The organism is Oceanicaulis sp. LC35, assembly GCF_052055585.1.
Classification (GTDB): domain Bacteria; phylum Pseudomonadota; class Alphaproteobacteria; order Caulobacterales; family Maricaulaceae; genus Oceanicaulis.
The window spans coordinates 2572408-2593962 of record NZ_CP170485.1; the positions used below are offsets into that span (position 1 = coordinate 2572408).

15 protein-coding genes are annotated in these 21555 nt (G+C 63.3%); 2 read left to right on the forward strand and 13 right to left on the reverse strand.

Annotation, left to right across the window (positions count from 1 at the left end):
• Position 1: 1 nt before the first annotated feature.
• From ACFELO_RS12325 to ACFELO_RS12350, 6 genes are all read right to left on the reverse strand, one after another.
• Complete coding sequence (locus ACFELO_RS12325; RefSeq protein ID WP_440958063.1) at positions 2-856, reverse strand: type II secretion system protein N; 855 nt, start codon at positions 854-856, stop codon at positions 2-4.
• A 124-nt stretch (positions 857-980) separates the two neighbouring features.
• Positions 981-3704: a TonB-dependent receptor domain-containing protein gene (locus ACFELO_RS12330; protein ID WP_440958064.1), complete on the reverse strand. Its 2724-nt coding sequence runs from the start codon at positions 3702-3704 to the stop codon at positions 981-983.
• A gap of 75 nt (positions 3705-3779) precedes the next feature.
• Positions 3780-6707 carry a hypothetical protein gene (locus ACFELO_RS12335; protein WP_440958065.1) on the reverse strand — a complete coding sequence of 976 codons (2928 nt, stop codon included), beginning with the start codon at positions 6705-6707 and terminating at the stop codon, positions 3780-3782.
• A 315-nt stretch (positions 6708-7022) separates the two neighbouring features.
• Positions 7023-7454, reverse strand: coding sequence for a TIGR01244 family sulfur transferase (locus ACFELO_RS12340; protein WP_440958066.1), 432 nt, complete (start codon positions 7452-7454; stop codon positions 7023-7025).
• An 11-nt stretch (positions 7455-7465) separates the two neighbouring features.
• Entirely contained in the window at positions 7466-8344 is an 879-nt protein-coding gene (locus tag ACFELO_RS12345) for an MBL fold metallo-hydrolase (protein WP_440958067.1), read from the reverse strand.
• 5 nt (positions 8345-8349) lie between these two features.
• Entirely contained in the window at positions 8350-8694 is a 345-nt protein-coding gene (locus ACFELO_RS12350; protein WP_440958068.1) for an ArsR/SmtB family transcription factor, read from the reverse strand.
• Positions 8695-8860: 166 nt separating this feature from the next.
• On the opposite strand from ACFELO_RS12350, the gene ACFELO_RS12355 reads away from it, so the two are divergent.
• The gene (locus tag ACFELO_RS12355; RefSeq protein WP_440958069.1) at positions 8861-9658 is read left to right on the forward strand and encodes a DUF1295 domain-containing protein; all 798 of its coding nucleotides are present in this window, start codon (positions 8861-8863) and stop codon (positions 9656-9658) included.
• Here the strand turns inward: ACFELO_RS12355 and ACFELO_RS12360 are convergent, their stop codons facing one another.
• The 4 genes from ACFELO_RS12360 to ACFELO_RS12375 form a co-directional block, all read right to left on the reverse strand.
• A complete protein-coding gene (locus ACFELO_RS12360) occupies positions 9659-9841 on the reverse strand; it encodes a hypothetical protein (protein WP_440958070.1) in 183 nt (60 codons plus the stop codon).
• A gap of 72 nt (positions 9842-9913) precedes the next feature.
• Positions 9914-11374 carry a hypothetical protein gene (locus tag ACFELO_RS12365; RefSeq protein WP_440958071.1) on the reverse strand — a complete coding sequence of 487 codons (1461 nt, stop codon included), beginning with the start codon at positions 11372-11374 and terminating at the stop codon, positions 9914-9916.
• A gap of 98 nt (positions 11375-11472) precedes the next feature.
• A complete protein-coding gene (locus ACFELO_RS12370; protein ID WP_440958072.1) occupies positions 11473-13404 on the reverse strand; it encodes a hypothetical protein in 1932 nt (643 codons plus the stop codon).
• A 121-nt stretch (positions 13405-13525) separates the two neighbouring features.
• A complete protein-coding gene (locus ACFELO_RS12375) occupies positions 13526-14458 on the reverse strand; it encodes a hypothetical protein (protein WP_440958073.1) in 933 nt (310 codons plus the stop codon).
• A 140-nt stretch (positions 14459-14598) separates the two neighbouring features.
• On the opposite strand from ACFELO_RS12375, the gene ACFELO_RS12380 reads away from it, so the two are divergent.
• Positions 14599-16536 carry a glycosyltransferase gene (locus ACFELO_RS12380; RefSeq protein ID WP_440958074.1) on the forward strand — a complete coding sequence of 646 codons (1938 nt, stop codon included), beginning with the start codon at positions 14599-14601 and terminating at the stop codon, positions 16534-16536.
• On the opposite strand, the gene ACFELO_RS12385 is transcribed toward ACFELO_RS12380, so the two are convergent.
• From ACFELO_RS12385 to ACFELO_RS12395, 3 genes are read right to left on the reverse strand one after another with little or no spacing between them, the layout of a single operon-like run.
• Complete coding sequence (locus ACFELO_RS12385) at positions 16533-19637, reverse strand: efflux RND transporter permease subunit (protein ID WP_440958075.1); 3105 nt, start codon at positions 19635-19637, stop codon at positions 16533-16535. The genes ACFELO_RS12380 and ACFELO_RS12385 overlap by 4 nt on opposite strands.
• Positions 19638-19662: 25 nt before the next feature.
• Positions 19663-20724, reverse strand: coding sequence for an efflux RND transporter periplasmic adaptor subunit (locus ACFELO_RS12390; RefSeq protein ID WP_440958076.1), 1062 nt, complete (start codon positions 20722-20724; stop codon positions 19663-19665).
• Complete coding sequence (locus tag ACFELO_RS12395) at positions 20721-21305, reverse strand: TetR/AcrR family transcriptional regulator (protein ID WP_440958077.1); 585 nt, start codon at positions 21303-21305, stop codon at positions 20721-20723. Before ACFELO_RS12395 ends, ACFELO_RS12390 begins: the two co-directional genes overlap by 4 nt.
• Between the last annotated feature and the right edge of the window lie 250 nt (positions 21306-21555).

Below are 21555 nucleotides of genomic sequence, written 5' to 3' on the forward strand. Positions count from 1 at the left end.
CTTACTCCTGTCGGGCGGCGTCAGCCGCGGACGGTGTGAGGGTCAGGCGTTGGCCATCGCGTTCGATGCTCAGGCGCACTTCACCCGAGTTCGAAAGGGCCCGGGCCAGCGCATCAGGCGCGCTGACCGGCGTATCATTGAGAGCGAGGATGACATCTCCCGGCTCCAGCCCGAAACGGGCGAGCCAGGTGCGGTTGGCGTCAGAGCCGATGTCCAGACCGATGAGCTGACCGTCGCGCAAGCGCGGGCCCAGATCGAACTCCTCGATCAGCTGGTCGATTTCAGGTGCGCGCGTGCTGGCAACGGGCGCCGCGACCGCTGGCGCGGCGGCGCCGCTGGCGCTCTGACGCGCCTGTCGGCGTTCCCGGTCACGCAGATAGAGCGACTCCCGCGCGCCCCGGCGATTGATTTCGATACGGTCAGGATGAATGGCCTCGACCGTGATGCCGCTGGCGATCTCGTCACCGACGCGGACAATACGCTGGCGGCCGTTTTCCGCATCAATGATGGCGGAGCCGTCCTGCTCGCTCGCGCCCACACGCACACCGCGCAGGGAAATGTTCAACCGGCTTTCCGGCGCCGCCTCGACCGATGGCGCCGCTTGGGACAGTCCGGTCGAGAACAGTCCCGTCACCGGCGCCTGGGCACTGACCGGATCAGCAGAGGCTGCGCTGGCCGAGACGCGGGGCGGATCAATCCGCACATCCAGCGCATCAGCACCGTAAAGGCCGAACCACACCGCCCGCGCCAGAACCCAGCCCAGCACGATCACCGCCAGCACCGCGCACGTCGCCGCCAGTGCGCGGTTGATGCGCATTGCAGGAGCGGTTGCGGTTGGGGACAGGGTGCGGGTCATGGCTCTTGTTGTTCGCCTCAGTCCAAGCGGGCGGACTGTAACGGTAGTTATCACACTATGAGAAGCAGCAAGGCGGACTTTCCCGAAAGAAAGCCCGCCTGCCTGTCTTGGATTGAATCCTGGCCTAGAAGGACTTCTTCAGGCTGATCGAGAACGTGGTTCCCAGATCATAGGATTCAAAGTTGCGCTCTTCGCCGAACGCTTCCTGGTGCGCGGAATAGCCCTCGCCCAGAATGTTGCGGATGGCGAAACGCAGATCGACATCACCGGCGCGCGGCACGCTGAGGGTGCGGTTATGCACCAGGTCCAGCGTGAGCGGCGGCTCTTCGATCACTTCCGGGAAGAACGCCGAGCTTTCAATGTTCGGCGTGGTCGGGTTGTCCACGGACACGTTGAACTGGATGGTGCGAACGCGGTCGCTGTTCCAGTTCAGCAGCAGTGCGGTGCGAGTGCCGGTGCTCTTGGCTTCCCAGCCGATCTGCAGGTTGACGATGTGGTCGGACTGACCGTTCAGGCGCTGACCATCAAGGATGCGCGAGAACGCCGCCACTTCGTTCGGCACCACCACGTCGGTGGAGCCGCCCGCCGGCACGCCGGCGGCGATCACGGTGTCGGTCTGGTCAACCGTGATTTCCGACTGGCTGTAGGTGTAGTTGGTGTTCACGAACACCTCGGCGTCACTCCAGAAGCCGTCATCACCGAACGTGTCGGCCATGTCGAAGGTCTTCTCGAACTCGATCTCGAAGCCGTAAAGGGTGGCTTCAGGCGCGTTCAGATAGGAGTTTACCGGCTCTTCCGCAGCGTTGAAGAGATACTCAACGATCGGGTTTTCCAGCTCTTTGTAGAAGACGCCTGCGGTCAGGAACTGATCCCGACCGAAATACCATTCCAGACGTGCGTCATAGTTGGTGATCTCGGTGTCCACCAGGTACGGGTTGCCCACGAAGCGCTGGTCAAGCTCGGTATCGGTGAACAGGGCGAAGCCCAGCTCACGGAATTGCGGGCGGGTGATGGTTTCAGAGTAACCGAAACGCGCCTGCAGGTTGTCCGCGAAGGTCCAGGTCAGCGTGGCCGCCGGCAGGAGATAGTCTTCCTGGGTGGTCACTTCGGTGGACTGACCCGCATTGTCGAAGTTGAAGGTGCGGGTGGACAGCTCGCCGTCTTCCCAACGCACGCCCAGGGCGGCGCGCAGGTAAGGCGTGATCTCGACGTCGGTGGCGAAATAGGCGCCTTGAACGTCCAGCTCACCGGCATAGGCGTCCGCCGCGCCCGATGCGCCGCGTTCGCGGATCTGCCAGGTGCCGCCTTCAGACGGAACGCCGATGTTCGGATCTGCGAAGATGTAATCGATGCGCGAAGAGCGGAAGAGGTTCGAGGAAGAACCCGAGAACGCCATGTCGCGGCTGAACGCGGAGCGCTCACGATTATTGGCGGCGTAACCGGCTTTCCACTCCCAGGACAGGCCCAGGGCTTCGAGCGGCAGCGTGAAGTCGATGCCGTAATCGGTGACTTGCTCGTCCACGCGGCTGAACGAGATGTTGTTGCCGCGGGTGTCCGGACGCAGCACCAGCTGCTCGGCGCCATTCACGGTCTCGAACTCGTAACGCGCACGGCGCTGGTTCGGAGCGTTGCGGGACGCGTCGGAGAAGGCCGCGCGCCAGCTGGCTTCGAGCTCGCCCAGCGATTCAAACATGTGATCGCCAGACAGCTGGTAGGTGTAGACCTGACGCTCGTAGAACGCGGTGGAGTCGTCGCGGAAATCGTCTTCTTCGGTCGGCAGGAGATTGCCGAATTCAGAGCGGGTTTCCTTTTCGGTGGAGCGCAGGATCAGCGACAGGAACTGGATCTCGTGCTCGCCGAACTCGACCCCGACAGAGCCCAGAAGGTTCAGGGAGATGTCGTTGGTCGTCTCCATGAAGCCATAGTCGGTGTTCTGGGTGATGGTCTCGCCCGACACGACAGAGCTGCCTGCGGTGATGTCGCCGCGACGGCCATTCTTGGTCTGCCAGTCATTGTCAAAACCGACCGAGCCCAGAATACCCAGGGCGAAATTATCGAACTCGAAGCGCTGGCCGCCAGAAGCGTCCACGCCCCAGTTCGGCTCGATATCGCCTTCCTGGATGACCCAGAGCTTGGAGTTTTCAAGCGAGCGGCCGAACTGGGCCAGGGTCTCGTCGTCCCAGATCCGGTTATCAGCGCCGACACGGCTGGTCTCGAACAGCGGCTTGAACTCGTCAGAGATCTCGCGGGTGTTGTCGCCAAAGCCCCAGCGGTCATTGCTGCCGCCATCATGGAGCAGGCCGGTGTTGAAGTTGGTCTCGGTGTCAGCCGACAGGCTCGTGCCGATTTCAAAGAAGCCTTCCGCCGGCAGGGCGGAGGTTTCAATCGAGATCAGGCCGCCGCCGAACTCGCCCGGGAATTGCGGCGAGAAGGTCTTCTGCACTAGAACGTTGGACACCACGCTCGTCGGGAACAGATCCAGCGGCGCAGCGCGCAGCAGGGGTTCCGGCGACGCCAGCGGCGAACCGTTCAGAAGGGTGTTGGAATAGCGCTCGTTCAGACCCCGCACGACCGGGAAGCGGCCGTCGGAAATGGTGATGCCGGAAACGCGGCCCAGCGCGTCAGCGACGCTGGAATCCCCGGTGAGCACGAAATCGTCAGCGGACAGGAAGCTGGACACCTCGGAGGTGACGCGCTTGTCGTCCGGAACATACTGGTAGCGAACCACCACGACGTCTTCAGCCTGGGAGGCGTCGACCGCCTCTTGCGCCGAAGCCACCGTCAGCGGCGTCACGCAGACGCCAGACAGCAGAGCCGCGGTGAACGCGATGCGAGATTTAAGCATCATAGTCCCCAATTCATTGGTTTGCAGGAGCGGCCGCCCCACCCGAGAGGGCGAGGCGGCCATCCAAGGGCTCTGGCCTTAGTTCGGTGCGCCGGCCGGCAGCAGGGTCCAGCCGGTGAAGCGGTCGTCAGACGCGTTCTCGACCGCGCCGACATAGTCGACGCTGGTGAAGAAGCTGCGACGGCTCGCGTCGATCACGGTGTCGGTGGTCGGGTTGATCGCGGTGACGGCGTTCTCGTTGGCGCCCGGCACGAAGACCTGGCTCAGCGAAGAGGCGCCCAGAACGTTGTTCACATTGCTGGTGTACGGCGCGACGCCGTTGAAGAAGTTGGCGTGGTTGAACGCCGGCAGTTCTTCATCAGCAAACGAGGTGGCGCAGGAGAAGAAGGTCGAGCGCAGGGTCAGATCGCCATTGGCGGCCTGGGTCTGGGTCGAGCTGTCATCAATGTGCAGGCACTCGTCGCCGAAGCCGGTCACAACACCGTTCAGGAAGTCACCTGCGGTGCCTTCGCGGATCAGCATGCCCGTGTCCTGGGTGCCGATCAGGGTGAAGTTGGCGATGGTCGGGTTGGAGCGCGGCTCGCGGTCGTCATTGTCTTCAAAGTTGTCGAACTCGAAGCCGTTGTCGCCCGAACGAGACCCGTCCAGATCCCCCTGGATCACCAGCACGAACTGGGCGTTCCCGGTCCAGCCATCGGTGTAGTCCATGGAGTCGTCGCCGATCTGGGTCAGCAGCAGGTTCTTGACGTTGACCGAGCCGCCGAAGAATTCGACGCCATCGTCAAAGTTGTTGTGGACCTGAACGAATTCGACCGTGGTGCCGTTGCCGACGCCCTGGAAGGCGATGCCGTTCAGCTCGTTGTCCGCGGTCACTTCCGCGCCAGCGTACTGGACGCGGGTGTAGCGGATGGAGCCGGAATTGTCGGACGCGTCCGCGCCGCCGAACAGGCCCGAAGAGCCTTCGCCCGCTTTTTCACAATCCACGGTGCCGCCGATGGCCGCCGGATCGTCACAGGCGTTGATCGGTGCGCGACCATTGATGATCAGGCCGCCCCACTCGGCGTTGTTGCCGGTGTTGTAACCGCGGGTGTTGCCCGCAGCGGCCGCCAGGATGTCTGCACGCGAGGTCATGATGACCGGAGCGCCGCGCGAACCGTTCGATTGCAGTTGCGAGCCGCGGGACACCACAAGGTAGTCAGCGGTCGAACGGCCGAAGATCGTCACGCCCGGATCGATCGTCAGGGTCGCTTCCAGTGCATTCGCGCTCGGGTTGGCGGCGTCAGGGCCGGCATCGATGCCGACAAACACAGCGCCCACGAGTTCGTAGAGCGGGCCGGCGACCAGGCGAACGTCACGGTCCACGGTGCCGGTGATGCGGCACACGAACTGGCTGCCGATGGTTTCGCCAGAGGCCACGGTGCCGGTTGGGCAGGAGGTCACTTCCGGGAACAGGCCGAAGGTCCAGCCGGTGGCCCAGCTGTTGCCAGCCGATTCGCTCGGCGAGAAGGCGCCGACATAGTTCACGCTGTCAAAGAAGGCGCGACGACCGGCGTCCACGACCGAAGCGGAGGTCGGGTTCAGCGCGGTGACGGCCTGCTCGTTGGCGCCCGGGAAGAAGGTGCCCACCAGCGTGGATGCGGCTTGCACATTGTTCTGGTTGGCGGTGAACGGCGCCACGCCATTGAAGAAGTCTGCGTGCACGAAGGCCGGCAGTTCTTCATCAGCAAACGCGGTGTCACAGGAGAACAGGGTCGAGTTCAGCGTCAGCGCGCCAGCGGCGGCCTGAGATTGGGTCGAGCTGTCATCGATGTGCAGGCACTCGTCCTGGAAGCCGGTGACGACGCCATTCAGGAAGTCGCCCGCCGTGCCTTCACGGATCAGCATGCCCGTGTCCTGGGTGCCGATCAGGGTGAAGTTGGAAATGGTCGGGTTGGAGCGCGGCTCACGGTCGTCATTGTCTTCAAAGTTGTCGAACTCGAAGCCGTTGTCGCCAGAGCGCGAACCATCAAGCGCGCCTTGCTGCACCAGAACGAACTGGGCGTTGCCGGTCCAGCCATCGGTGTAATCCATGGAGTCGTCGCCGATCTGGGTCAGAACCATGTGCTTGACGTTGACCGTACCGCCGAAGAACTCGACGCCGTCGTCAAAGTTGTTGTGGACCTGGACGTAGTCGACTTCGGTGCCGTTGCCGACGCCCTGGAAGGCGATGCCGTTCAACTCGTTGTCCGCGGTCACTTCCGCGCCCGCAAAGCGAACCTGCATGTAGTTCAGACGACCGGAGTTGTCCGCAGCGTCATTGCCGCCAAACAGACCCGAATTGCCTTCGCCGGCCTTTTCGCAATCGGCTGCGCCGCCGATAGCGGCCGGATCGTCACACGCGTTGATCGGTGCGCGACCGTTGATGATGATGCCGCCCCATTCCGCGTTCGAGCCGTCGTTGAAGCCGCGCGGATTGTTGGAGAGGGTCGCTTCCAGATCGTCAGACGACGTGAAGATGACCGGGTTGAACTGAGCGCCGTCCACGATCAGCTGCGAGCCGCGCGCCACGGTGAGGTAGTCAGCGGTCGTGCCGCCAACCACATAGGCGCCTGCGCCGATGGTCAGGGTGGCGGAGGTGGAACCGGTCAGCGGGTTGGCTGCGTCGCCGCCTGCGTCGGTGCCGACAGCAACCTGGCCGTTCAGGAAGTAGATCGCGCCCTGACCATTGGTCACGGATGCGCCCGGCAGGGTGGTGTCAGCCAGCAGGGTGCCGGAGGTCTGACACGCCGTCAGCTCGACGCTGCCCAGGGTCTGGGTCAGGGAGGAGAAGCCCGTGGGGCATCCGCCAGCCGGACGCGCGTCAACCGCAGCAGACGGCGGGGTCGGCGGGGTCGGATTGGTCGGAGCCGGCGGCGTCGGCAGCTGGCCTTCACCGGGCGAAGAAATGGACGAATCCGAGCACGCGGCGATTACGGCGATGGACACGCCCGCCAGCAGCAGCTTGATCTTGGACATTTGGACTTTCATCAGAGAACCCCCCGAGGGACTTTGAGTGGCGCAACACTTCAGGCACGCCGCACTGGCCAATGGCGCAGGCGGTCGCTCGGGGCGTGAACAGACAGCAAGAATGTAACGCGGGGTTTTCAGATACGTGACGAAGCCATGACATGGCTCTCCGCCCTGTTCAGGAGCGCAAATCCAGGCGCATCCATGACCCGCGACAGGTTCGGATTCGCGTGCCATGGCAGTCGAATGGATCGAGTGTGGCGCGAATGCCCATTCGATTTCTGGTTTTGTGAAATTTGAGTGACACGGACGGTCACAGGCGAAATCCGACCGGATTTACCCGCGGGCTGCGTATCGGGCGTCAAAGACGCTGCGCCATTGTGACAGATCATGTCCGGCGCCGCGGGCCAGGGCGAGAATCTCGTCCGAAGGCAGGTCCTCGGACTGCGCCAGCGCCCAGCCCAGCATGGAGCGCGCGCCGGACCGGCAGAAGCCCAGCACCTTGCCCGTGGCCTGCGCCGTCAGGGCGTGAATGCGCTCCACATCCGCCAGCGCAATCTCCGCCCCGTGCATGGGCGCATGAAGATACTCAAGCCCAGCCTCCCAGGCCGCCGCCTCGATATCCATCGAATCAGGCTGGTCGGGCGCTTCGCCGTCCGGGCGGTTATTGATGAGCGCAACGAACCCCTGATCGGCGAGCCGCTTCACGTCCTCAACCGCAATCTGGCCGGAGATGTAGAAGTAAGGGCTGACCTGGGCCAACGGCATCGGGAGCTCTCCTAAAGCGCGTCGAAGGGGATCTTCAGATAACGCACGCCATTATCCTCGGCGGGCGGCAACTCGCCAGCGCGCATGTTCACCTGCACGCTGGGCAGGATCAGATTGGGCATGTCCAGGGTGGCGTCACGGCGCTCGCGCATCGCCACGAAACTGTCCTCATCAATACCGCCGCCCACATGGATATTGCTGGCGCGCTCGTCGGCCACCGTGGTTTCCCAGGCATACTCATCGCGTCCCGGCGCCTTGTAGTCATGGCACATGAACAGGCGGGTCTCGTCGGGCAGGGCGAAGATCTTGTGAATGGAGCGATAGAGCATGCGCGCATCACCCCCCGGGAAATCGCACCGCGCAGTGCCGAAATCGGGCATGAACAGGGTGTCGCCCACAAAGGCGGCATCCCCGATCACATAGGTCATGCAGGCTGGCGTATGGCCGGGCGTGTGCAGGGTGCGCGCTTCCAGCTCGCCGATCATGAAGCGCTCGTCATCCTCAAACAGATGGTCGAACTGGGAGCCGTCGCGCTGGAACTCACTGCCGGCGTTGAACACCTTGCCGAACACATCCTGCACGGTGCGGATATTGGCGCCGATGGCGAGCTGCCCGCCCAGCTTCTCTTTGAGATAGGGGGCAGCGGACAGATGGTCGGCATGGACATGGGTTTCCAGCACCCAGTCCACATCCAGCCCCTGCTCGGAGACATAGGCGATGATGGCGTCCGCGCTCTTGCGGCTGGTCCGGCCCGATTTGGGGTCATAATCGAGCACGGAATCGATAATGGCCGCTTTGCGGGTCGCCGGATCGGAGACCACGTAGCTGATTGTGAACGTGTCAGGATCAAAGAAGGCTTTGACTGCCGGGTTCTGAGATTTCGAAGACATCGTCATCACTGTTCGCTCCCCATGGAGCCCTTGGGACCAAACGCGATACAAAGCGCCGACACCAGCTTCTGGATCCGCTCGTCAGCGAGGCTGTAATAGACATGCTTGGCGTCGCGACGCGGCGCGACAAGGCCGGCGTCACGCATGCGCGCCAGATCCCGCGACAGGTTGGGTTGGCGCACGCCGGTGCGGGATTCGATTTCGGAGACCGAGCACTCCCCTTCCATCAGCTCACACGCCACAAGCAAGCGGCCCGGATGAGCCAGGATCTTCATCAGCGTTGCGACTTCGTCCGCCCGCCCTCTGAGTTCGGCCAGCTCAAGTTCGGCCATATCCGTTTCGGCGACCATCAGGACGCCTCCCTGTCAGATCAATAAGTTTCCAGTTTTGATAATTGAAATCTTCGGCTCCGCTGACAAGCCTTCCGCTCAGCAGACGCATCTGATTGTATGACCCGGCCCGCGTTGAGCACAGGTCGCAATCTCCTCTCCGGACAGATGGAGCCTTTTCGTCGCCATGAGCCTACTGGCCCTCTCAACCCTTAATCTCGAAGCTGTTCTTTTATTGTTTTCAGCCCTTTGGCTGATCGCTCAGCTGAACCGGGATCCCAGCTTTGTTGACGCCTTCTGGGCGCTCGGCATCGTGCTGATCGCCCTGATCGGGCATGCGATGACGGCGGGCGCGACATGGCGACACACGCTCATCCTCGGACTGGTTCTGCTCTGGGGAGTGCGGCTGGCGACGCATCTGTTTCTGCGCTGGCGCGCGGAGGGCGCGGACCGGCGCTATGTAAAACTGCTCAGCGATGTGCGTCAGAAGCGAGGCTGGAGCTATGCCCGCACCACCTTGCTGTTCATCTTCCTGCCGCAAGCGGCCCTGCTCTGGCTGACCAGCCTGCCGGTGCAGTTTGGCCAGGCCTTTGGCGCCGATGCCGGGCTGGGGCCGGTCGCCGCGTTCGGCGCGCTGCTGGCAGTGTTCGGGATCGGGTTTGAGACGGTTGCGGATCACCAGCTGCGCCGGTTCCGGCACGAGCCGGGCAATGAAGGCCGGGTGTTGGATGCCGGGCTGTGGGCGTGGAGCCGCCATCCCAATTATTTCGGGGAAGCGTGTGTCTGGTGGGGGCTCTGGCTGATCGCCGCTGAGACCGGCTGGGGCGCGCTGGCGCTGCCCGCTCCGGTCTTTGTCACCTTCACGCTCTTGAAGTTGTCCGGGATCAGCCTTCAGGAGGCTGATATTCAGTCACGCAGGCCCGAGTATGAAGCTTACCGGGCGCGCACGCCGGCGTTCATCCCCCGGCCGCCCCGTCATAGCTGATCAGCCGCGACGCATCGGAGCGGCGTCAAACCCGTCAGGCGCGCTGTCCAGGAACCGTTCGACAAAGCGAATGGCCTCTTCCGTCTGCGCCTTGCAGAGCCCCACTGACAGACCCGACGTCGCGAGGCCCGCAAATCCAAGGCTCAAAACGCCCACACCGAGCATAACCAAAACCAGTCGCATAGCGCCCTCCCCGGCGAATACGACGGAATCCTAACATTACGCGATGTTCATTAACAAGCGGAAAGGTTCGGACTAGAGCGAATCCTGCTCTTGCGCCTCGAACATGTCCGACGCCGTGGGCGAGGCCATGGCCGAGCCCGCCCGCCGCAGCGCCTCAAGCGCTTCCTGGATGCTCGTTTCCATCAGCGCCGCCGCACTTTCCACACGATGGCTGGCCGCATCATAGCGGTCCACATCAAGCTGGCCCACCGCCGCTTCAATCCGCTGCGCCGCGCCATCCACGCGCTGGCCCAGCTCACCGGACAGCGATTCAAGGCTCGACCGGAATTCAGACAGCGTATGATCCAGACCGCCGGATGGGATGGAGCGGGCGATGGCGCGCATTTCCTCGCGGAATGCATTCAGCTCAGCGGCGACATCGAGATTGCTGCCCAGCCGCGTCTCATGCAGGGCAGACGCCGCGATATCGTCGATATCGACCGTATCCACACCCTCATCCCAGATGCCCGGCTGTGCGGGACGCGAGTCCTCGGCGTCCAGATCGAACGTCTCAAGCTCAGGCTCGGGCTCAGCTTCCGGATCAACGGGGTCTGCAAACGCGTCCGCAGGCTCCGCCTCGTCAGCGAGAACCGCGTCCTCGGCTTCGGCTTCGGCTTCGGCTTCGGCTTCGGCTTCGGCTTCGGCTTCTAAATCGACATCAATTTCGGCATCGCTTTCAAACCCGATATCGAGATCCAGATCGTCGTCAGCCTGTTCTGTTTGCGGTTCGGCCTGACCCTCCGCGTCGAGGAAGGCGTCTACCTCCTCCTCGTGGGGCTCGTCAGGCGCATCAAGGGTCTCGGACGCTTCCCAGGCGCTGTCATCCTCGCCCAGCGCTTCCATCAGGTCTTCGGCCGACACATCGCCAACCGGCTCGTCTTCCACAACCATGACGACTTCATCGGCGAGCGGACGCTCAAGCTCCCAGTCATCCTGCTCTTCAGCCGGGGGCACGAAATCATCGAGGTCGATGGAATCCTCGTCCTCATCCAGCGCCGCGAGCGGGTCGGGCGCCTCGGCGCTCGTCTCCGCTTCCGCCTCCGGCTCCAGTTCGATCTCCGGGTCCTCGTCAGCATCGGAACTCATGGCGAAGTCCCATTCATGCTCTTCAAGGTCGGCCATGACCGATTCACCCTCTTCTTCAGAGAGAGACTGGTTCTGGATGCGGAAATCTTCCTGACGGGGATGGTCCGGCTGACGGGCGAGATGCACGGCCGGGCTGGCCGGGTCGCCGAACAGGGTCAGTGCAAGCGCGTCACAGGCGGCGTCCACTTCCTCCACGCTCTCTGACGGCGCACACAGCGCCCAGGTCAGAGCGCCCAGTGGCGTAAACCGCACATGCTCGGCTGTCGCGCGCTCCAGATACAGAGACGTGAAGCGCTCAAGCTCATGCGCCAGCGCGTCCGCGTGCGCCGTCTCCGGCGGGCGCAATTGCAGGATAAACGCCGCCTCCCCGTCACGGGGTTGAACAGCATCTGCGGTGGCCAGCTGCATACATCCCAGCCGAGGCGAATCACCCCGGTCCCTAAGTCATTTAGACTGACACCAGAGCGCACCGACCTTGCGAAGGTCTTAACATAGAGTGAAATGGATTATTCGAAGCCCAACACGTTAGGCGCGCCTTGTGCGCCCGGGGTCATCGCGACACCATCCGCATGGATGATCGCCGTCGTCCCCTGGCCCAGATAGGCGCCCAACATGGAGGGCGCATCATCAATGGCGTGCACGACGAGACCGGGCACATAGACCGGAGCGCCATTGAGCTCGGCGGGTGACAGCTCGGCGCGTGACACCTGCAACAAGGTCAGGTCAGACAGGGCGCGCACATCCACATCCATGCCCTCTCCCGCCTGCATCACCAGCCGGTCGGCATAGACCCGAAGGGGCGATTGCACGTTTGCGGGCGCGTTATTGATCGCCAGGAAGGGGCGGCCCACCGGCTCGGAGCGACCATTGTCGGTCGGCACGAAGCGATAGCTCAGAACCGTATCAGCCGGCGCAAACAGGGCCAGCGTTTCAGCCGCCACACGCGCCATCACCAGACGCTGCTGGGCGCTCATCATGTCCGGCAGACGCACTTCCAGGCCGTTGGCGAAGCTCTGCGGCAAGGCCGTGAAGCCTCGCTCGTTCCGGGCGCCGTCAAACAACAGCGCACTGTCGCTGGACAGCTGCACGGGATAGCGCTGCTGGGAAATCTCGCAGCCGCCATCATCGCGCTGACGCTGCAGCGCCACGGCGATCTCGTTCGTCAGCCCCTGGCCCTGAGCCGGCAGGTCGACGCGATAGCGCACCTGACCGGCGCCAGCGAGACGACGGGAGTCGATCAGCTGACCGTTCAGCGCCACATGGGCCACGGTGGTCACGCCCGACGGACCATCGGGCAGGCGGAAATCAAGGCCGACGCCATCGGCGACGCGGCCATGGGGCGCGTTCGCCAGCTCATAGTCAAAGCGCCATTCGCGACGGTCAGAGACCTGTTGCATGCTGGTGTCCACACCCAGCGCCTCAAGGGTCAGCACGGCGGGGCCCTGCGTGGACAGGAACTGCACCGGATCAACAGAGACCCCGCGGGCGATGGTGGACAGCTCGCTCGTCAGAAAGCGGATAGTGTCGATGCGCTCGGGATCGGTGACAGCGACCATGGTCGCGCCAGCCCGACGCCACAGACTCGCGCCCGCCGGGGCGCCATCGCCCACAGGCTGGAACCCGGCGCGTTGCAGATTCTCCCGCGATGCGGCCAGGATCACGCCTTCCAGACCCGCTTCGACCGCCAACGGCGCGTCCGCGATATCCATCATGGTCACGACAAAGCCGTTGCGGTTGAGACGCGCACCCAGCCGGGTCGCAATCTCGAACCAGTCATCCCCGTCATCCAGGGCGATCACCACATGACGCGGGGTCAGGGCCAGAACGTCGCGCACCGAGGTCAGTGGCCCATCCAGCTCGATCTCGACGCCGGAATTGGGATCCAGGCTCAGCACGGCGCCCATGGAGCGGTCCGAATGGCAAACCTCGGCGGATACATCGCCCGCCAGCTGAACGCCGACACGCGCCTCGGTGGAGCCATCCAGCTGATCGGTCAGATCGAACACCCAGTTGAAATCGCGTTGTCCGGGGGCGAGCACGCGCTCCATCACCCGGCGGCCATTCACCGTGACGCGCAGGGCGGTCACCGCCTCATTGCTGACATCCTGACGGCCATTGAGCACCAGACGCAGGGCGCGGGTTTTCTGGTCGCGGACCAGCGGCAGGGTCGCTGACGCATAGGAGGGGTAACCGGAGACCACCAGGCCATCTTCATGACCGGCATCCGCAAAGCTAACTTCATAGAGGCCGTCACGCCCCAGCGCCGCCTGCGCCGTCGTCAGCCGGTCAAAGACCTGACGCACGAACAGGCCGAACTCGCCATGCCCGGCATTGAGCTGTCCGGATACGAACAGGGTCGCGACGCTGGCGAGCGCGATCACTCCCAGCGAAGCGGAGAACCAGGGGAAGCGGCGTTTGTACTCGCGGTTCGTCTTCATATCCGTATCAACCCCGCTTCAAGATCGTCAGCCATATGCGCGATCCTGAAAGCCTGACCCGCCCGGAAGGCGTGATCACCCAGTGAATCCGTTGCGCTTGCGCGCGTGTGTGTCGTCCAGCTCAGAGCCTGAGCGAAAATCCGGCGCGGAACGTCGCGCCGTCATAGTCACGGGCCTGAATATTGGAGCTGTTGTCGAGATAGCCCGCCGCCACAAAGGCATTCACGTGCTCGGTCAGCTTGCGCTCATAGCGCGCCTCGATCTCGAAGCGCTCGTCCTCGCGCGCGAAGGGCTCCTGGGCCGAGAAAGCCGCGTCGTACTCGCGGTCACGGAAGTCCGCGAGCAGCGCGACCGAGCTGGCCTCATCAATATTCCAGATGACCTCGCCGCGCAGGCGCGTTTCATCAAAGGAGAAGCGGTCTTCATCCGCATCCGCTTGCTCGAAATAGGCGGACAGGCGCACTTGCAGCGCTTCATCCATCGGCCGGAAGAATTGCTCGACGCCTATGCGAACCCGTTCGGAATCCAGCCCCTGAAGATTGGCGCGTTCAAAGTCGTAGGCATTGGCGCGGATGCGGAACACCGTCTCCAGCGCACGACCACCCTCGGGGCGGTAGCGCAGCTGGGCTTCCGCTTCAGGACGGGTCCAGTGGGCATCGCCATCCCGGCTCATCGCGCTATAGCCCGCCGACAGGCGAAGCTGGAGTTTGTTGTCAGCGGTGGTGTTCCAGTACTGGACCCGCGGCGTGACCAGCACCGAGTTGAGTTCATCGCGATCCGAGTATCCCCGCAGGCGAAGCTGCCCTTCAAAGCGCAGGACCTGACGGCCGGAGAGCGGCTGGACACGACGCACCCAGGTGTTGGAATCCCAACCTGTCTCAAGATCGAACACCCCCGCGCCCAGCGCGGTCAGCTCTTCATCCGCCGAGAACGGATCAGCGCGGATCAGCATGTTCGTGGATTGAAGTTCGAAACGACCTTCAGCGTGCGCTAGCCCGGTCGTGGCCGCAGCCAGTCCAAGCGTACAGCAGCAGATGCGCATGTAGTCATTCATCGTGTCACCCCTGATCCATCCCGAACGCGAGATGGAATTGCCCTTCCGGAAACCAAGCTTTAATGCTTCGTTAAACCTGACATTTAATCCAGTACGCGGGCGAACCTGAACGCGTCATGAAGCGGTAAGGCGTCTCGCCCATGCTCAAGGACACAGACCAGACGGTTAGACCGAAGTCAGGCAATCCTTATGCCGCTGACGCCGTTGCGGATTCTGTTCAGAAACGGGACAGTCTGAAACCACGCCTCGACGGTCAGGGTCGTACGGCGGATTTTTTTCGGTCTGTGGATTCCGCTCCGGTTGGCGTCTCTGTCGCCCGCCCGAGATGGGTTCAGGACGTCGCGCTCGTCACTTTCACCTTCCTCGCGATCATCCTACTGGCGCTGCCCGAACTGGCGCGCGCCACACTGGATCTGGCGATACCGCGGGATTTTGTCGGCTTTACGGCTGACCGGATGAATGCGGTCCTGCCGGTCCGCACCTTCCTTCTGAGTTTCTTTCTGACCTATGCGGTGTTCGCTCACGGCACGTTTGGAAAGCGCACCGTGCTCGCCTTCAGCTTCATCGTGAAGTTCGCGATCGCCTGCATCCTGGTGGACCTTGCCGCCTGGGCCAGCTGGCGATGGGCCAGCGCTGTCTGGCCGGTTCACTTCCAGCAATTCCTGGTCGGCATGGCCGGGCTGGCCATCTTCCCGCACACGCTGATCAGTCAGGCGCGCCTTCCCATCTCGTCAGGCACGCCGGTGCTGCGCGGCGGCAAGCTGCATGAGTACGCCATTCTGTTCGTAACCGGGGCCATCGCCGCCCTGATCGCGGTTCTGGTGTCCACGGTCTATGCGCCCGAAGCGGAATATCTGCGCTCGATCGCGCTGCTGGGCGGCATGGGGCCGGGCGTGTTCCTGGCCCAGCAGGTCATGGGCGTTCAACTGGCGCTTATTGGCTGGATCCGGAACCAGCTCTCACGCCGTCGCGCCTTCGCCCCGCCGGTCGCCGTCATGATCCCGGCTCACAACGAGGCCCACCAGATCCGCGAGACCTTGCTGGCCGTGGACGCCGCCGCGGCGCGCTATAAAGGTGATGTTCGGGTGATCGTGATGGAGAACTGCTCCAGCGACGACACCGCCCAGCTAGCGGAGAACACGCTGGCGAAATGCGAGCATCTCGCCGGCTGGCGCGTGGACGCCAGCACGATTCCGGGCAAGGCCCGGGCGCTCAATCGCGGCCTTGATCTGATTGATGAGAGCTTTGTGGTGCGCATTGACGCTGACACGGTGATCGGGCGCGACGCCCTGCGGATCGGGATGCGCCATTTCGCCACTAACGCCGTGGGCGGGGTCGGCGGCCTGCCCCTGCCTCATGAAGGCGAAGGCCTGCTGTCCAAAGTCCGCGCCATCGAAGTGTTGCTCCGCCATGGGTTTGTTCAGGTGGGCTTCGGCGCCTTTGGCGGCGTGTTCGGCCTGCCCGGCATGTTCGTGATCTATCGCAAGACCGCGCTGGATGAGGCGGGCGGTTTCACCGAAGGCATGAATGGCGAGGACACCGACATCACCTTGCGCATGGCGTCGCTGGGCTATCGCATGGTCGCGGACCCCAAGGCGAAATTCTACACCGAGACGCCGGATTCCCTCGCCTTCCTGCGCGAGCAACGCACGCGCTGGTTCCGTTCGCTCTATCACGTGACGGCGCACAATCGCGACGTGCTGTTCCGCCACGGCTCGGTGATCGGCAATGTCTCCCTGCCCTTCACCCTTTTGAACGGCGCGCGGCGGGCGATGATGACCCCGCTCCTGATCTACGGCTTTGTGGTCTTCTTCCTGTTCGGCGGCGTTTACGGCCACCCGGGCTTCGCCACGGTGATCGCGGTGATCATGGGCATGCCCTTTGTGCTGGCGCTGTTCGTGCTGATCTTGTGGAGACGGCTCGATCTCATCCCGATCCTGCCGCTCTATATGGGCTTCCGCTTCCTGCGCTCGTACTACACGCTCGGCTCGACCCTCTCGCTGATCTATCCCGGCAAGGCGATCGAGCGCGCCTTCGACGCGCCCAAGCCTCGTCAGAAACCACCTTTCGCCAGCTAGGCGACGGCAGGCTTGTCCGCCACTTCGTCCGACTTGATGCGGAAGAACAGGGCGTAGAAGACCGGCGTCGCGATCATCGTCAGCACCGTCGCAAAGGCCAGGCCGCAGATGATGGTCACCGCCATGCCCTGGAAGAAGGCGTCAAAGATCAGCGGCGTCATGCCCAGGATCGTCGTGCCCGCCGCCAGCAGCACCGGCCGCAAACGACTGACCGAGCCTTTCACCAGGGAGTCAAAACGCGGCTGACCCTTATTGATGCGCTGATCCACCTCGTCCACCAGGACAATGGCGTTCTTGATCAGCATGCCCGACAGCGACAACAGGCCCAGAAGCGCGGTGAAGGAGAAGGCCACATTGGTGGCCAGCAGTCCCATGGACACCCCGCAAATCGACATCGGCACGATCAGCCAGATGATCAGCGGCTGACGCACGCTCTGGAACAACAGGAAGCTTGTCACCAGCATCACCAGGAAGCTGAGCGGCAGAACGCCCCCAAGGGATTCATTAGCCTCGCTGGAGGCTTCATGCTCCCCGCCCCATTCCAGCGAATAGCCATGGGGCAGCTCGATCTGGGTGACGATTTCAGCAAAGCGCGGGAAAGCCGAGGCCGCTGTGGTGTCTTCCGAACCCGGATTGCCCTGCACCGTCAGGGTGCGCACGCGGTTGCGACGCTGGATCAGGCTTTCATGGGCCTCAAGCTCGAACCCGCTGACAACCTGGCTGATCGGCACATAGGCGTTCTGGGACGGGCTCCAGATCAGACGGTCGGTCAGGCTGTCCGGCGTGGCGCGTTCGGCTTCGGGCGCACGCGCAATGATCGGGATCAGAAGGTCCCCTTCCCGGAAAACGCCCACGCGCGAGCCGGAGGTGGCGTAGCTGAGAGCCTCGGCGACATCGCCGCGCGTCACGCCAATGGTGCGGGCGCGCTCGGGCAGGATTTGCGGGACCAGCACCAGTTCGCGATTGCGCCAGTCGGTGCGCAGGTCGCGGAACTCGCCCGCCTCGTTGAGCCGTCGCATGGCTTCATCAGCCAGCGTGCGCAGCACCTCGGCGTCCGGCCCCATGAAGCGTGCTTCAAGCTGCGCGCCTGATGGCGGCCCGAAAACGATGCGCTCGGACCGGGCCTCAAGCTGGGGATAGGTGTTGGTGATATAGTCCATGATGGCGTCCGCCAGCGGCGGGATCTCGTCCAGCTCTCTCGTCTGCACGATCAGCTGGCCATAGGCCGGGTTCGGCTGCTCGCTCGCATAGGTCAGCATGAAGCGCGTCGCGCCGCGGCCCACAAAGGCGTCCACCGATCGGGCATGCTCCTGCTCGCCGGCGAAACGCGCCACATCGCGGACCACTGCATCCGTGTCCAGAATGTCTGCGCCCTGCGGCATGGTCATGTTCACATAGAACATGGGCGTGTTGGAGTTGGGGAAGAACGCCTGACGCACCGAGCCAAAGCCCATGATCGACGCGATGAAGATCACCACCAGGGCTGCGACCGTGAGAATGCGGTGCTTGAGCGCCAGGATCAGCATGTTGCGATAGGCGCCATACATGCCCCGGTCATGAGGGTCAGCGTCCGGATCCGCCTTTTCACCCTTGAACAAGTGATAGGCGATCATCGGCGCGACCGTGATGGCGAGCACCCAGCTGAGCATCAGGGAAATGCCGATCACCGCGAACAGGGAGAACAGGAACTCGCCGGTCGAGTCCGGCGACAGGCCAATCCCCGAGAACGCCATGATGCCAATGATCGTGGCTCCCAGAAGCGGCCATTCGGTGGAGGAGACGGCGTCCTCGGCCGCTTTCATCCGATCCTCGCCGCGCTGGACAGAGACCTGGATGCCTTCGGTGACCACAATGGCGTTATCGACCAGCATGCCCATGGCGATGATGAGAGCGCCCAGCGAGATGCGCTGCATGGTGATGTCAAAGGCGTTCATGAAGAACAGCGTGCCCAGCACGGTCAGCAGCAGCACGACGCCCACTGTCACGCCCGCGCGCCAGCCCATGAACAGGCACAAGACGCCGATGACGATGCCGACCGACATGGCGAGATTGACGAGGAAGCCGTTTGTCGCCTGGGCCACCACGGTGTGCTGTTCGTAGATCGGCTTGAGCTCGACGCCGACCGGCAGGTCCTGCTCCAGCTCCGCAAGCCGCGCTTCCACCGCTTCGCCCACATCCACGATATTGGCGTCCGCCAGGCCCGACACGCCCAGCGTGAAGGAGCGCTCGCCATTGTGGTAGATATAGTTGTCCGCCCGCTCGACAGGCGCACGGGTAACCGTGGCGATGTCAGACAGGCGCAGGGTCTGGCCCGCATCGCGCGGCGAGATCAACAGATTTTCGATCGATTCCACCCCGCCAATGGACTGGGGCATCTCGATCCGCAACAAGCGGTCGCCCGACGGCGCCTCGCCAGCGGAGACCACCGCGTTTTCGTTGGAGAGCGTGGAGAGCACGGCCTCGACGGGCAGGCCCAGGCGCGCCAGGTCTTCCTGGGAAATCTCGATATAGATGCGCTCTTCTGGAACGCCTGAGACCTGCACTTTGGAGACACCGTCCACGACCAGAAGCTCGCGCCGCAGATCATCGGAGATATCTCGGATTTCCCGGTCCGAATAGCCCGGCGCCACGACCGCATAGAGAATGCCGTACACATCGCCGAAATCATCGAGCACCACAGAATCCTGGACGCCCGGCGGCAGCGTGCTGGCGGCGTCGCGGATGCGTTTGCGCAACTCGTCCCAGATCTGGGGCAGCTCGGCGCCGTCAAACTCGTCGCGCATGCGCACATGGATTTCGCTGACCCCGGGCGAGCTTTCGGAGAACACCTCGTCAAGCTGGCTCATCTGCTGGATCGCGGTTTCCAGCCGTTCGGTGACTTCGTCCTCCACCTCTTCCGCTGTGGCGCCCGGATAGGGCGTCACCACAATGGCTTCCTTGATGGTGAAGGCAGGGTCCTCCAGACGACCGACCGAAGTGAAGCCCTGTATCCCGCCAAACAGGCAGAACAGGATCACCAGCCAGGTCAGGACCGGACGCTCGATGGACAGGCGGGCCAGATTGAACTTGCCGCTCGCGTCAGACTGTGTGCTCGCGCTCATGGATGTCGCTCCCGGACCGGATCAGTCAGCGATTGCCGGAATTGATGGGGCGCACCAGCATGCCCTCATGAAGAGCCGTAACGCCGGCTGTGACGATCTCCTCGCCCGGTTCGAGACCGGAATGGATGACCACCTCGCCGCCCTCGATCGGGCCGGCCAGCACATCACGACGGCTGACCGCGCCAGTCTGCTCATCATAGATCCAGACCGAGAAGGATCCGTCCGGATTCGAGCTGAGCGCAGACAGCGGCGCAACGACGCCCTGCTGCGCATTCATTGTCTGAGGCAGGTTCACCGTCACCGAGGCGGTCATGCCCGGCAGGATGTTCGCTGGCAGCTCCTCGGGCAGAGCAAAGAGCGCCGTATAGGTCTGGGACGCCTGATCGGGTTCCGCCACCAGCTCGCGATACTCAAGCGTGAAGGTCTGGTCAGGCAGGAAAGGGAAGCGCGCGATCATCTCGGGTTTGTCTTCCCGGTCGACCTGGGCGATCAGGCTTTCAGGCACCTGAATGGCGACCCGCAACTCGCTGATGTCCTGAATGCGCACCACCGGCTGGCCCGGCGAGACCGTCGTGTAATTGTCCACCAGACGGCGGCTGATCAGCCCGTCAAACGGCGCGGTAATGGTCGCGTATTCGAGGTTCTGGCGCGCATTGTCGAGCGCGACGGCGCGCAGGTCATACGCCGTCTGGGCGTCTTCCAGCGCGGCGTCTGACGCAATGCCGCGCTCATTGAGCGTGCTCTGACGGTCGAGATTCTGCCGGGCCTGCTGAAGCTGGACCTGAGCCTCGCGCCGGGCGCGCTCAAAATCCTGGGTCTCAAGCCGGGCGACAACCGCGCCCTGCTCGATCAGCTCGCCTTCGGAGACCGGGAATTCCGCCAGCCGCCCGCCCACCTGGAAGGACAGGTCCACCGTCAGGCGCGCCTCGACGCGCCCCACGAACTCGCGCTGGTTGGAAGTGGCCGCCGCCTCAACAGCTTCAATCCGGGCGGCGCGCGGCGGCGCCTGCTCTTCGGGCTCGGCGGGAGAACAGGCCGCAAGAACGCCCATGGCGCATGCAGCGAGGAGAACTGTACGGGCGATCATTGGGGAGACTCCGTCACGAGGGCGATAAGGCGGGCTTCTATGGCGCTGCGCTCATCGGGCGAAAAACATTCAAGACCCAGGATTTCAGCGAAGTGCAGGCCGTCTGCGGCCAGCATCGCGATGCGGGCGATATCGGCATTGGGCGCCTGGGTGAGCACTTCATCGCGAATCTGCATGTGGATGGTGCGGACCGGCTCGATCATTTCCGGGTTTTCAGCCAGAGCGGCGAGAAGGCCCATATAGACCTGCCTGTCCACCGCCTTGTCATCAAAGAAAGCGCGAAACATGGCGCGAAGCATCGGGGCGCCATCCGCTTGAGCGGCGGCCTTGGCCGCCTTGTGGCGCTCCAGGAACCGCCCCGTCATCCGCGCGATCATCCCTTCGATGAGCGCGGTCTTGGACGGAAAATTGTAAAGCACGCCGCCCTTGGAAAACCCGCTTTCCTTCACCACGGCGTCAATCGTCAGGTGTGCGCCGTCGCGCGCGACCACACGCTCGGCCGCATCCAGAATCAGATCGGACGTGCTGACTTTCTCAGCTGCAGCATTCTGGGTGTCTTCGGGTTTCAAACGACGCTCCATGCAAAAGATCCGGGCTTGCTGCACTGCATCTATACCGTCTGGACGGTTTTACAAGAGGCAAACCGTCCAGACGGTACACATAATGTTACACACGAGCGCGAGACAGCTTAGGCGAGCACCTCAAACCTGTTCCGAGGGGTCTTGATGTGACAGAATTTTGAAAAAGGCGGCTTTAACCGTTCCTTTGACTTCCCGCTTCGCTCCGCCCTTGCTATCGGGAGGCGCACGACGGGCAAACACGCTCCGTCAG

Excerpts from the sequence above, each read along its gene's own strand:
- ACFELO_RS12325 (WP_440958063.1), bottom strand. The coding sequence starts at position 856 with ATGACCCGCACCCTGTCCCCAACCGCAACCGCTCCTGCAATGCGCATC.
- ACFELO_RS12330 (WP_440958064.1), bottom strand. The coding sequence starts at position 3,704 with ATGATGCTTAAATCTCGCATCGCGTTCACCGCGGCTCTGCTGTCTGGC.
- ACFELO_RS12335 (WP_440958065.1), bottom strand. The coding sequence starts at position 6,707 with ATGAAAGTCCAAATGTCCAAGATCAAGCTGCTGCTGGCGGGCGTGTCC.
- ACFELO_RS12340 (WP_440958066.1), bottom strand. The coding sequence starts at position 7,454 with ATGCCGTTGGCCCAGGTCAGCCCTTACTTCTACATCTCCGGCCAGATT.
- ACFELO_RS12345 (WP_440958067.1), bottom strand. The coding sequence starts at position 8,344 with ATGTCTTCGAAATCTCAGAACCCGGCAGTCAAAGCCTTCTTTGATCCT.
- ACFELO_RS12350 (WP_440958068.1), bottom strand. The coding sequence starts at position 8,694 with ATGGTCGCCGAAACGGATATGGCCGAACTTGAGCTGGCCGAACTCAGA.
- ACFELO_RS12355 (WP_440958069.1), top strand. The coding sequence starts at position 8,861 with ATGAGCCTACTGGCCCTCTCAACCCTTAATCTCGAAGCTGTTCTTTTA.
- ACFELO_RS12360 (WP_440958070.1), bottom strand. The coding sequence starts at position 9,841 with ATGCGACTGGTTTTGGTTATGCTCGGTGTGGGCGTTTTGAGCCTTGGA.
- ACFELO_RS12365 (WP_440958071.1), bottom strand. The coding sequence starts at position 11,374 with ATGCAGCTGGCCACCGCAGATGCTGTTCAACCCCGTGACGGGGAGGCG.
- ACFELO_RS12370 (WP_440958072.1), bottom strand. The coding sequence starts at position 13,404 with ATGAAGACGAACCGCGAGTACAAACGCCGCTTCCCCTGGTTCTCCGCT.
- ACFELO_RS12375 (WP_440958073.1), bottom strand. The coding sequence starts at position 14,458 with ATGAATGACTACATGCGCATCTGCTGCTGTACGCTTGGACTGGCTGCG.
- ACFELO_RS12380 (WP_440958074.1), top strand. The coding sequence starts at position 14,599 with ATGCTCAAGGACACAGACCAGACGGTTAGACCGAAGTCAGGCAATCCT.
- ACFELO_RS12385 (WP_440958075.1), bottom strand. The coding sequence starts at position 19,637 with ATGAGCGCGAGCACACAGTCTGACGCGAGCGGCAAGTTCAATCTGGCC.
- ACFELO_RS12390 (WP_440958076.1), bottom strand. The coding sequence starts at position 20,724 with ATGATCGCCCGTACAGTTCTCCTCGCTGCATGCGCCATGGGCGTTCTT.
- ACFELO_RS12395 (WP_440958077.1), bottom strand. The coding sequence starts at position 21,305 with ATGGAGCGTCGTTTGAAACCCGAAGACACCCAGAATGCTGCAGCTGAG.